The sequence below is a fragment of the Paraburkholderia denitrificans genome, assembly GCF_042655705.1.
GTDB classification, from domain to species: domain Bacteria; phylum Pseudomonadota; class Gammaproteobacteria; order Burkholderiales; family Burkholderiaceae; genus Paraburkholderia; species Paraburkholderia denitrificans.
Map to the genome: position 1 here is coordinate 1 of NZ_JBHSMP010000034.1, position 11421 is coordinate 11421.

The 11421-nt window shown below is 63.2% G+C and carries 9 protein-coding genes and 1 pseudogene; 7 read left to right on the top strand and 3 right to left on the bottom strand.

The features are described from left to right. The 5 genes and pseudogenes from ACFPTO_RS21590 to ACFPTO_RS21610 form a co-directional block, all read left to right on the top strand. Positions 1–213 (top strand): annotated as a pseudogene (locus ACFPTO_RS21590) (hypothetical protein); the annotation flags it as partial. Positions 214–229: 16 nt separating this feature from the next. Continuing rightward, positions 230–595 carry a copper resistance CopC family protein gene (locus ACFPTO_RS21595; protein WP_377714553.1) on the top strand — a complete coding sequence of 122 codons (366 nt, stop codon included), beginning with the start codon at positions 230–232 and terminating at the stop codon, positions 593–595. Positions 596–597: 2 nt separating this feature from the next. Then, complete coding sequence (locus tag ACFPTO_RS21600; RefSeq protein ID WP_377714555.1) at positions 598–1503, top strand: CopD family protein; 906 nt, start codon at positions 598–600, stop codon at positions 1501–1503. Positions 1504–1620: 117 nt separating this feature from the next. Beyond that, on the top strand, positions 1621–2067 hold the full coding sequence (locus ACFPTO_RS21605; protein WP_377714557.1) for a copper chaperone PCu(A)C: 447 nt from the start codon (positions 1621–1623) through the stop codon (positions 2065–2067). Positions 2068–2416: 349 nt separating this feature from the next. Continuing rightward, entirely contained in the window at positions 2417–2989 is a 573-nt protein-coding gene (locus ACFPTO_RS21610) for a potassium-transporting ATPase subunit C (protein ID WP_377714559.1), read from the top strand. On the opposite strand, the gene ACFPTO_RS21615 is transcribed toward ACFPTO_RS21610, so the two are convergent. From ACFPTO_RS21615 to ACFPTO_RS21625, 3 genes are read right to left on the bottom strand one after another with little or no spacing between them, the layout of a single operon-like run. After that, positions 2976–6053: an efflux RND transporter permease subunit gene (locus tag ACFPTO_RS21615; protein WP_377714561.1), complete on the bottom strand. Its 3078-nt coding sequence runs from the start codon at positions 6051–6053 to the stop codon at positions 2976–2978. The genes ACFPTO_RS21610 and ACFPTO_RS21615 overlap by 14 nt on opposite strands. Beyond that, on the bottom strand, positions 6050–7180 hold the full coding sequence (locus ACFPTO_RS21620) for an efflux RND transporter periplasmic adaptor subunit (RefSeq protein ID WP_377714563.1): 1131 nt from the start codon (positions 7178–7180) through the stop codon (positions 6050–6052). Before ACFPTO_RS21620 ends, ACFPTO_RS21615 begins: the two co-directional genes overlap by 4 nt. Then, on the bottom strand, positions 7180–8670 hold the full coding sequence (locus ACFPTO_RS21625) for a TolC family protein (protein WP_377714565.1): 1491 nt from the start codon (positions 8668–8670) through the stop codon (positions 7180–7182). Before ACFPTO_RS21625 ends, ACFPTO_RS21620 begins: the two co-directional genes overlap by 1 nt. Before the next feature lie 278 nt (positions 8671–8948). On the opposite strand from ACFPTO_RS21625, the gene ACFPTO_RS21630 reads away from it, so the two are divergent. Both ACFPTO_RS21630 and ACFPTO_RS21635 read left to right on the top strand, forming a co-directional pair. Beyond that, complete coding sequence (locus tag ACFPTO_RS21630; protein WP_377714567.1) at positions 8949–10385, top strand: IS1182 family transposase; 1437 nt, start codon at positions 8949–8951, stop codon at positions 10383–10385. A gap of 504 nt (positions 10386–10889) precedes the next feature. Next, positions 10890–11102, top strand: coding sequence for a hypothetical protein (locus ACFPTO_RS21635; RefSeq protein ID WP_377714569.1), 213 nt, complete (start codon positions 10890–10892; stop codon positions 11100–11102). Positions 11103–11421 lie beyond the last annotated feature (319 nt).

The following is an 11421-nucleotide window of genomic DNA, read 5'->3' on the forward strand; positions in this document are numbered from 1 at the left end:
CCGATGAGCACCTGCACGGCGGGCGACTGTGCCGGCCAGACGACGGGCACGATCAACCCCGGCCTTATCTGGGTTAACCGCTATGGCCAGTTCGGCATCGAAGCGCAGATTCCGGTGAACCGCGCAACGGGTACCCACGTGGGCGTGATCGTCCAGGCGCATCTGTACTTCGACGACATGTTCCCGCATTCGCTCGGCAAACCCCTCTTCTAAGCGCAGGACACAACAAATGAAATTGCAAACCACCGCACGCGCCGCCGCTGCCGCACTCCTGATCGCCGCCTGCCAGCTTGCCCACGCGCACGCCTACCCGACTCACGAGGCGCCCGCTGCGGGCGCCACCGTCACGACGACGCAAAAGGACGTGGCGATCGACTTCGACGACGCGCTCGAACCCGCATTCAGCTCGATCACCGTGACCGACGCGCAAGGCAAGGCCGTCACGAGCGGCAAGGCCGTGGTCGATGTGTCGAACAAGAAGCACATGTCCGTGGGCTTGAATGCGCTGACGCCGGGCGTCTATAACGTCGCATGGGCGGCCGTCGCTGCGGATGGCCATCGCACGCAGGGACACTACACGTTCACGGTGAAGTGACCGTGGAGTCACTCGTTGTCGCTCAAGTCGCGTTGGCGGCTGTGCAGAACGTCCTGTTTGCGACGGCGACGGGCGTACTCGCGTGCGGCGCGATGGGAAAACGGAGCGGTCTGCCCGAACATACGGCGTTGCGTGTCTGGGGCGCGGTTCTCGCTGCTGCGCTGGCCATTTCGGCACTCATGTATCTCTGGCTCCAGGCAGCTGTGATGAGCGGTTCGCCGTTGACGGATGCCGGTCAGGCAGTAGGATCTGTGCTGACCGCATCTCACTTCGGCCTTGCCTGGTCGGTCGGATTCGCTGGCGCGCTGGCCGCCGCTTCGAGCGGCCTTCTCAGGCAGCGCGGCTTCCTCCTGTCCGCCGCCGGGCTCGTTGCATGGGCCGCAGGCAAGGCCGCAGCCAGCCACGCGGCAGATGCGGGCGACTTTTCGGTGCGCGAGGCGATCCATGTCGTCCACCTGCTAGCGACTGCGCTCTGGGCGGGCAGCGTCATCGTCGCCGCGATCCTGCTGCGCCGGTTTGTATATGAACCGGTCCGTCCGCCCGCACAACGTGCCGCGTTTTGTGCGGCGCTATCTTATCTGGCTACGGCGGCGCTCGTGCTTGTCCTTGTCACCGGTTTCTACAACGCTGTTCAGGACACGGCACAAACCAGCGCGCCGCTCTTTAGTACAGACTGGGGCCGATTGCTCGCCACAAAGCTTGTATGTGTCGTCCTGGCGACGTTGCTGGGCGGCTGGAACCGGTTGTCGGTCCTGCCCAGGCTGCTCCTGCTTGCCGCGCGAAACGATCCGGATTACCCCGCTGCGCAACGCCTCTTTGACAGCGTCCTCGTCGTTGAAGCGCTCATTATGCTGGCCGTACTTGGGCTGGCTGCGGTGCTGGGCCATACGTCGCCGACGGGCGGCTAGCGGAGCGAGCATGCCGGACACGAGACCGATATGGCGACTTAAGCCTGCCCGTGGCGCGGCGAAGTGTGGCCCGGCGACCAATCACTCTATCCTCAACGTAGAACAGGAGATCACTCCATGCGCTACCCCTTCTTCCGCTTCGCTCTCGCACTGCTGCTCGCGGCTGCTTCGCTCACTGCTTTTGCCGCTTCGTCGGGCGCCATGATGGTGTCCGGCTGCTGGATCCGCTCGATGCCGGGCGACGTGCCGTCCGGCGGCTACTTCCAGTTGATGAATATGGGCGACAAGCCCGTCGATCTCCAAGGTGTCAGCACGGATGCGTTCGGCACGTCCATGCTGCATCGGACGAAGACTGAAGGGAGCACGTCGCAGATGGTCAAGGTCGACAAGGTGACCGTCCCGGCCAACGGGACGCTCGAATTCGCGCCGGGCGGATATCACGTGATGTTCGAGAAGGCGAAGAAGCCGCTGACGGTTGGCTCGACGACTCCCGTCACCTTCAAGTTCAGCGATGGGGAGACCATCGTCGAGGAATGCGCCGTGAAGAGCGCGGCAGGCAATTAAAGCCGGTCCGCGGCTGGGCAGAGGTGAATGCAGATGCGGCGCCTGAACCGAACTGGCCGGGGCCGGTTGGTCTGACGCGTCCAGGTTATTCCATGATTTGTCAGGCAGGAGCCTAATGATTGAACCCGACAGTGAATCGGCTTTGAGTCGATTCGTTTGATCGCCACCGATCAGTCAATGCCTGGAAACCAGGATACGAAAGTGTGATCTGCTGACGAAATAGGGGTACGCCGCCTCTCGACGTTGCGTTGCGCAACACCACGCCGTCAATATCGTGGCGCAATGGGCCAACGCGCATAACAGCCTCGCGCAAGCCTGGGTCAATGCCGACCCAACGCACGGCGCTTATGTGGACGCCTGGGCGAAGCAGCATCCCGCCGACGTGAAGCAGTGGAGGGCGGCAAATTCCGGCACACCGCAGCCGAAAGCCGCCGATCTGGCAGTGGCGTTCTTCACGTCGTATTCGGTGGCGAATCCGGGCACGATTCCCTCCGTAGTCATGCACAAGGACGCCGATGGTAAGAACGTACGCGCGATTGAGCCCGTGAATGCGGGGAGCGATGTTCAGTCGATCTTCTTCGACATGTGGCGGCAGGACCATCCGGACGTCGCGCTGCAGAGCGTGCCGGGCGACTTCGTGACCGCGTCGGCTTCGGGTCTCGACCCGGACATCACGCTTGCGAATGCGATGTTCCAGCTCGATCGCGTAGCGGGAGCGTGGGCGAAGGATACGAAGCGTGATCCCGCTATGGTCCGTGCCGAGATTGCAACTGGCCGAGTGCCTCCTGATACGGGAGGAAGAAGCCGACTCACAACCGTTGTTAAGCGGATATGCGTTGTGCCCTCCTGTCATTTACTGGCCGCCGCCAAGGTGAGCACAACGTACACTCGGCAAGCCGACGCAGTCGTTATGCCACGCTGAGCTGGCCGCCCTTGCCCACGCCCAGCAGCAGGCGCAGCAGCACCGGCAACACCACCAGCACCAGCGGCATCTGCACGATCAGCCCCGAGATGATGGCCACCGCGAGCGGCTGCTGCATCGCGGCGCCCTGACCCAGTGCGAACGCGAGCGGCAGGAGCGCGAGAATTGCGGCAATGGTCGTCATCGCGATGGGGCGCAGGCGGTTACGGCCCGCCGCCTGCAGCGCCTCGTGAACGCCCATCCCTTCGTCGCGCACGAGGCCCTGAAATTCCGACACATAGAAGATTGCGACTTCCGTCACGATACCGACGATCATCGTCATCCCCATCATCGCCGAGATATTGAGCTCAATGCCGGTGATCCACAGGCCGATGAAGACCGCGCCGGCCGCGAGCAGCGGCATCGCCAATACGGCCAGCGCCACGCGAAAGCGCTCGTAGAGGAACAGCAGCAGCCCGAACACCAGCGCGAGCGCGGCACCGAACACGGCAATCAGGCCTTTGAAGGCGATTTGCTGTTGCTGATAGAGGCCGCCAAGCTCGTAATAGACGCCTGCGGGCAGCAGGTTCTGATCGGCGAGCGCGTGCTGCACGTCGGCGATGGTCGAGCCGAGGTCGCGCCCGTCGATGCGCGCCGTCACCGCCACCATGCGCTTGAGATTGTCGCGGCTGATCTCGGGCTGGCCGCTCACGGTTACGCGGTCGGCCACACGCGACAGCACGAACATATGCCCGTCCGGCGCGCGTATCGGCAACTGGCTGAGCGCGGTATCGGTCATGTGCATCGCGCCCCGTGCGCGCACCCGCACGCCGATACTCTTCGGGCCGTCCTGATACTGCGTGGCCACGTTGCCGTCGAGCAGATCGTTCACCTGCTGCGCGATGGCCTGCGGGTCCATGCCTTCGGCGGCTGCGGCATCGGCGCGGATGTGCAGGTTGATGGCGTCGCCGGCAGGGTTGATGCCGTCGTCGACGTCGACAATGCCGGTAATCTTGCCGATGCGTGCGGCTACGCGCTCCGCGGTGTCATCGAGAACGTTCTGGTCGTCGGAGTAGATCTTGATCTGCACGGGCTGCGGCACATCCGTGAGGTCGCCGATGAGATCCTCCATCAACTGCGCAAGCTCGATGCTCACGCCCGGAACCTGTGTTTCGATCTGCGAACGGATTTCCTCCATCACGGTGTCGATGGGTTCGCGGTGGCCCGATTTCAGCCGCACGAAGAAGTCGCCCATGTTGGGTTCGTTGAGGTCGCCGCCCAGACCCGCACCCGTGCGCCGCGAGTAGGTCGCCACGTTTGGATTGGCGCGGATGATCGCCTCGATCTGCTGCATAAGGCGATCGGTCTCGGTGATCGATGTGCCGGGCTTCGTGTGGTAGTCGAGCACGAAGCCGCCTTCGTCCATCGACGGCATGAAGCCGCTGCCTACGCGCGTGAACGCTAGCGCCGCTACGAGCGCCAGCGGCACGATGAACGCAAGCACCCACACCGGCCGCGCGCTGACGGCCGCGACGACGCGGCCATAGCGGTGATTGAGCCACGCAGCGAAGCGTGTTTCGCTGTGCTCTTCGGCGTCTTTCGCGGTGAGCCAGTGGTCGCACAGAATGGGGATGGCCAGCCACGTCACGAGAAACGAAATGAAAAGCGCGCTCGCCATGGTGATGGAGAGTGCTTTGAAGAACGCTCCCGTCACGCCCGAGAGAAACGCCAGCGGCACGAAGATGATGAGCGTGGCTGCCGAGGAGCCCGCAAGCGGGCGCGTGAATTCGAGCGCCGCGCTCATCACCCGGCCATGAAATGCGTGGCTGCCGGCCTCGCGCACGCGCCGCGCGATGTGCTCGATCATGACGATGGCGTCGTCGATCACGAGGCCCACGGCAGCGGCCATGCCGCCGAGCGTCATGATGTTGAAGCCCATGCCGAAGATGTCGAGCATGAGAATGGTCGCGGCCATGACGACAGGTACGAGCGCGACGGCGATCAGCATGACCTTCACGTTGCGCAGGAACACGAAGAGCGTGAGCGCGGCGAGCACAAGGCCGATCATGATGGCGTCGCGCACGCTCGTGGCCGAAGCGATCACAAGCTCGCTCTGGTCGTACCAGTTCGCGAGATGCACGCCCGCCGGCATCTGTTTGTCGAAGCTGGCGAGGCGCGCGCGGATGGCCTGCGCCATCGCCACGCTGTTCGCGCCCGGCTGCTGGAAGACATTGATCAGCACGGCATCCTTGCCGTCTGCCGTCACGCGCATCCACTGGGGCACGACGCCCTGCGTGACCGTTGCAATATCGCCGAGACGCACCTGATTCGCCCGGTTCGGGTCAGGCGTGGCGACCACCACGTTCTTCAGCGCGTCGAGGCCGTCCAGGGGGGCGTTCGCGACCACGAGGTAGAGCTTGTCGTGGTCCTCGATGCGCCCGGTGGCCATCAGCACGTTGCCCGCACCGATCGCGCGAGAGACATCGGCAACCGAGAGCTTGTATGCAGCGAGGCGGGCCGGATCGACGGCGACTTCGAGCTCGTCGCGCGCGCCGCCCGTGACTTCGACGCGCGCCACACCGTCGACCGACGACAGCAGCGGACGCAACTGGAGCTGCGCGAGATCGTGGAGTTGCGAGAGCGAGAGCCGCGACGACGTGAGGCTGTACGCGAGCACGGGAAAGACGGTCGGGTCCATGCGGCGCACCTGCATGGTCGTGCCCGGCGGCAGCGTCGCGAGGATCTCGGCAATCGCCGACTGCGCCTGCAACGTGGCCTGCGACATGTCGGTGCCCCAGTCGAAGTTCAGGGAAATTTGCGCTGAGCCGCGGCTGGTCGTCGATTTCACGTCGCGAACGCCCGGGACGCGCCGCAGCGCTTCTTCGACGGGCACGGTGACGAGCGTGGCCATCTGTTCGGCGGGGCGGTCGCCCGCATCGAGCGAGACGACGGCTCGCGGAAACGAGACGTTCGGAAAGAGCGAGATCGGCAGACGCAGTCCGGTGAGCGCACCTGCGATGGCGCCAAGCGCGATCACGAACAACAGGGAGCGCCGGTGGCGCTGCATCCATTCGCCAAAAGTCATTGCGCGCCGCCTTGCGCGACGCGCACGGCCATGCCGTCTTCGAGTTCGTAGTTGCCGCTCACAATCAGACCGCGCGTGGCGTCGAGCGCGCCGTCCACGCCGTACGTACCGCCGTGCTCGACTTTCACGGTCACGTTCACGCGGTGCGCCTTGTTACCCGGCATCAACTGGTACACGTACTGGCCCTTGGCATCCTGCAGCACTGCGGCGCGCGGCACCTCCCACCAGGTTCCCGTCTGCGTGTCGATCTCGGCGCGCACGCGCATGCCCGGCAGGAGCGCCGTGTTCGCGAGCGGCACGCTGGCGCCGACATTCACGAGCTGCGTTTGCGCATCGACGGCCGCCCCCACCATCGCGACCTGACCTTGCGCCTGCGCGGACGTCTGCGCGGCGGTTAGCGGATGCAGCACGACGCGGTCGCCTGCGTGGATCGTCGCGGCGTCGGCCGCTTCCACGCCGAGCGAGACGTTGGCCGCGCGTGCGCCGGAAGCGTTCATGCCGACCAGTTGCGCGAGCAACGTGCCGGCCTGCACCTGGTCGCCGGGTGCGGCACTCATCTGCGAGACCACGCCGGCGGCTGGCGCGGTAACCGTCGTTTCGCCCGCTGCGATGCCCGACACCTTCTGCGCGGCGAGCGCCTGTTGAGCGTCGTCGAGCGCTTTTTGCGCGGTGTCGAGCTGCGATTGCGTGGCGAGGCCATCGCGAAAGAGGGCCTCGGTGCGCGAGAGCTCGCCGCGCGCGAGTGTGGCAGCGCTTTTCGCCTGGGTGAAGGCGACCACTGCGCCGGCATCGGCCTGCACCACGACAAGCGGTGTGCCGCGTGCGACCGTCTGGCCCGGCTGTACCAGAACGCGCGTCACACGCGCAACGTAGGGCAGGCTAACTGTGACCGAATTACCGGCGGTGCTGCCCACCACGCCGTACGCGACGACCCGCTGAGAGACGGGCTTGCGCACGACCGGCACGACCTGCACGGCAACAGAGGCCGCAGGTTCGGCGGCACCGGCATCATCGGCGTGCGCGCTGCGCGCGCACAGGAGTGCAGCGCCGGCAGCAAGCGAACCGGCGGCGCACAGGGCGTACACGGCGGCACGCAGGGAAAAGTAGCGTTCTGGGATGGGCATCATCAGCGATTAGCAGGAGCATTCGTGGCGGCGTCTGACGACGCATGCGTCGAGCCGTTGGTGTTGTCGTGCGCGGCGGGTGCATCGGCGTACGGATCGGGGATCGCGCTGCCGAGCAGCGCTTGCAGCGAAATGCGCTGTTCGGCGAGTGCCTCGCGAGCCATGGCGGCATCCACCTGACGCGCGAGCGCGGCGCTTTGCGCGTCAACGTATTGGCCGAGTACGATGTTGTGCGCCGCGTAGGCGTCATGCGCGCGGGCAGCCGCTTCGTTTAGTGCGGGCAGGGCTGCTTCGTCCTGTGCAAGCTGTTGCCCGGCGAGTGCGTTATCGGCGCGCAGATGCGCGATATCGGCGTACGCGGTGTTCAGGCGGTCCTGGTATTCGTCGGCGAGACGCTGGCGCGTGGCCTGCTCGATGGCGATATTGCCGCGATTGCGGTTGAACACCGGAAGCGTGAGATTGATGGCGAAGCCGCTCGTGTAGATTTCCGATGTGTCGCGCTGACGGGTAAAGCCAACCGAAAGGCTCGGAAACTGATTGAGGATCGCCGCGCGGTACTTCTGCTCTTGTGCTTCGTAACCGGCCTGCAACGCGATCAGGTCGGGCCGGCGCTGCGGCAGCGCTGCGACGGCGGCGTCCAGCGTCGACGCGTCGAGGGGCTCGACGGCGGCCGCGCCGACGAGCGGCAGATCGACTTCCGGTGCGAGACCGACCAGCGCGTTCAGGTCGTGGTGCGTCTGCTCGCGTGCGTGCTGTATGTCGGCGTATTGCTTGCGCGCGTCCTGCCAGGCCGTGAGGGCGGCGGTCGTGGTGTCGGCGGTCACGTTGTGCTCGCTCGCCGCGTGCGCCGTGCGCACGTAGCGCGTCTGCGCGAGTTCGGCCTGTTGCGCGAGCAGCGGCAGCACGTCGTTCTGGAAGCGCGCCTTCACGAAGAGCTGTCGCGCCTGCGCCACCACCTGCCATTCCTGCCAGAGCAGGCCGAGGTCGGTTTTGCTCACCGTTGCATCCGCGGACTTTTTGTTCGCGCTGCGCGTGACGATGGCCATGACGTCCATGCTCAGGCCGTAGCTGAACGCACGTGAAAATCCGGCCGCGCCAGGATAGTCGCTCGATACGCTCACCTGGGGATCGGGCAGCAGTCCCGCCGAAAATGCCTGCGCCTGCGCGATGCCGAGATCGTCGCGCGCGAGCCTGAGATCGGGATTGTTCGCGACGGCCAGTATCGCGACGTCTTCCATGTCGAAGCCATCGGATGGGTCGAAGCGGTGCGCGGCGAGTTCGGGCAGCGGCATCTCCGCCGGATCGATCTGTACGCGCGCGAGTGCTGCCTGGGTGAGCAGCGAATCGCTCGACGGGAGGGGCTTTGCGTGATAGACGGCGCAGCCGGAAAGCAACGTGATGGCGAACGTCGTTGCGGCTAGCGCGGCACGGCTAGAGGCGATAGTGGAGCTGCCGACGCGATTGCGCGGCGCGCGAGGTAAAAGGCAAGGCAACGTGCGCTCCCGAAAGCGAACCTGGGTTGCAGGGAGGCATCGCGCCGCCCGCGAAATCGGATTGTCGCAAGCTTTTGAGCTACGCGGCAGATTCGCGGGGCATTCTATGGGGCAGAAGCTTATGCGATCCTTAAGCGCTGCGCGTCGCCGATCCAGCGCATGGTTTTCAGCGTGCGCATCGGGTAGCAGTTCCCTCGGATGGCTGAAATGGGCCGAGGATGTGTCAAAACGCAGCCGATCGCCTAGACTGAATCAACCTGTTAGCGCAAGAGGCGGAGATGGGGCGATTTGTCGAAGGTGTGAACCGCAATCAGGCAACGCTGCTGCCGGAATGTCTCGAAGACTTTATCGCCGAAGACAATCCCGTGCGGATAGTCGACGCATTCGTAGACGAACTCGAACTGGCCTCCCTCGGATTTGACGGGGCCACGCCCGCGACCACGGGCCGACCGTCTTACCATCCAGCTGTTCTGCTCAAGCTCTATATCTACGGCTATCTCAATCGCGTGCAGTCGAGCCGACGTCTGGAGCGCGAGTGCCAGCGCAATGTCGAACTGATGTGGCTGACCGGTCGCCTCGCGACCGGACTTCAAGACGATAGCCGAGTTCCCGGCATTCGCAACGTATGCCGACGCTTCGTGGTGATCTGCCGTGACCTGAAGCTGTTCACGCAAGCAGTCGTTGCCATTGACGGCAGCAAGTTCAAGGCGGTCAACAGCCGCGACAACAACTTCACACCCAACAAGATTGCAAAGCGGCAGGAACAGATCGAGCAGAGCATCCAGCGTTATCTGGATGCACTGGAAACGGCAGATCGAACGCAACCGGTCGAGGTAGAAACGAAAACCGAACGACTACGGGAAAAGATCGAAACGCTGCGTGAGCAGATGCGCGATCTGGATCGGGCTGCGGAACTGTTGAATGGCTTACCGGAAAAACAGGTCTCGCTGACTGATCCCGATTCACGCTCGATGATGTCGCAGGCCAAGGGTACGGGCGTGGTGGGCTACAACGTTCAGGTGGCTGTCGATACGAAGCATCACCTCATTGTGACCCACGAAGTGACGAACGTCGGCAACGACCGGGCGCAACTGAGCCCGATGGCGAAGGCCGCACGCGATGCGATGGGCAGGAAAAAGATCACGGCGCTGGCTGATCGCGGGTACTTCAGTGCCCTTGAGATCAAGGCGTGCGATGACGCGGGTATTGCGCCGCTGGTGCCGAAAACACAAACCTCAGGTGCAAAGGCGGAAGGACGGTTCGACCGGGCCGACTTCATCTACATCGCCAAAGACGACCAATACCTGTGTCCGGCTGGGCAACGGGCGATTTACCGGTTCACTTCCGTCGAGCGCGAAACTCCGATGGCCCTGCGCACCTACTGGAGTAGCGCCTGCCCGAAATGCCCGTTAAAGAGCCAGTGCACGCCCACCGATTACCGGCGTATCCGACGATGGGAGCACGAAACGGTACTCGAAGCGATGCAGTCCAGACTGGATCGCCGGCTCGATGCCATGACGATACGACGGCGCACGGTTGAGCACGTGTTCGGCACACTCAAGCACTGGATGGGTTCCACGCACTTCCAGACACGCGGACTCGGCCATGTTGCGGCCGAAATAAGTTTGCATGTGCTGGCCTACAACCTCAAACGCGTCATCAGGATTCTCGGGTTCGCAAAGACGATGCGCGCAATGAAACTGGCAGGCGCGTGAACTCGCGCGCCGATGCTGTTTTCCGGTAAAGCACGATCACGTCATTCGTCTATGTCCCGGTCCAGCGCAATCGCGCTCCCAACTGGGCGTTACCGGTCGGCCGTTCTGCGCGTTTTTACACGGCCTCGGCCGCGTAGAAACTCTCGTGTGTGTCAACAAGGGTTGGCGGTGTCTACGTCGAGACGTGGCCAAAACAGATCGTCGATCGACGAATGAGTTGGGAGCGTACGGTAGTACATTTCTTGCCTCCCAACCTCTGACGTGCTCGTGAATGTACTAGCCGGTGCCCGGGTTGCTTTATGCGAAGAAGGACTGTAGCTGGTCAAAATGTAACGGGCGCTATTTATTGTTTAATTAATTTCTATTCCTATGTAATCCGTTGCGCAGTTGTCTGATACCACGAGAGGACTCGAAGAATGTGTGTATATGTTTGATTAAAAGACGTATTTCTTTGGTATTTGGGGATATATGTACTATCGAGTGTACTAGCTGTCGCAGTCTTAAATGCACCGGACCAATAGCTTCTGCAGGACAGTCTCGCAAGTGTTGCAAAAATACGACGGAAGGCCATTTTTCGCCGAATACACGACTTCCCGGTTGAAGTTGCTGGCCGGGCAGATCCCGGCAGGCGACCGGATTATCGAGTGGGTGTGGTCAACGAACGGCTTCGTGCAGGGTGCCTGTCTTTCACTGGGCGTGACCGGGTTGTCGGACTGAAAGTCATGGAGTAGGTGGCATCGTGGTGTTCGCCGTGCCGAATTGGGTAGGGCTGCAATGTGAGAGACCCCAGTGTCCTTACTGAGACTGCAATTGGCAATGCCAAGTCATGCACGCCCTGTCACGCGGTGGTGAAAGGGCTCGCATGAATTGACAAACAATCCAAAGTTTGTGTGAAAGCAAACGCAATGGCAGTTACGTTCCGACGGGGGCGTAAAGATTTGCTCGCCTCGGTGAGATAAGAATACTTATCCTAGTGTGTCACGAACGCAGGCGAAAGTCTGCGATGCTGTACTGAAGATGGGAGCAGGCCTCCCGA

Coding starts and splice junctions, on each gene's coding strand:
- ACFPTO_RS21620 (WP_377714563.1), bottom strand. CDS start 7,180: ATGATGCCCATCCCAGAACGCTACTTTTCCCTGCGTGCCGCCGTGTAC.
- ACFPTO_RS21615 (WP_377714561.1), bottom strand. CDS start 6,053: ATGACTTTTGGCGAATGGATGCAGCGCCACCGGCGCTCCCTGTTGTTC.
- ACFPTO_RS21630 (WP_377714567.1), top strand. CDS start 8,949: ATGGGGCGATTTGTCGAAGGTGTGAACCGCAATCAGGCAACGCTGCTG.
- ACFPTO_RS21635 (WP_377714569.1), top strand. CDS start 10,890: ATGCACCGGACCAATAGCTTCTGCAGGACAGTCTCGCAAGTGTTGCAA.
- ACFPTO_RS21595 (WP_377714553.1), top strand. CDS start 230: ATGAAATTGCAAACCACCGCACGCGCCGCCGCTGCCGCACTCCTGATC.
- ACFPTO_RS21605 (WP_377714557.1), top strand. CDS start 1,621: ATGCGCTACCCCTTCTTCCGCTTCGCTCTCGCACTGCTGCTCGCGGCT.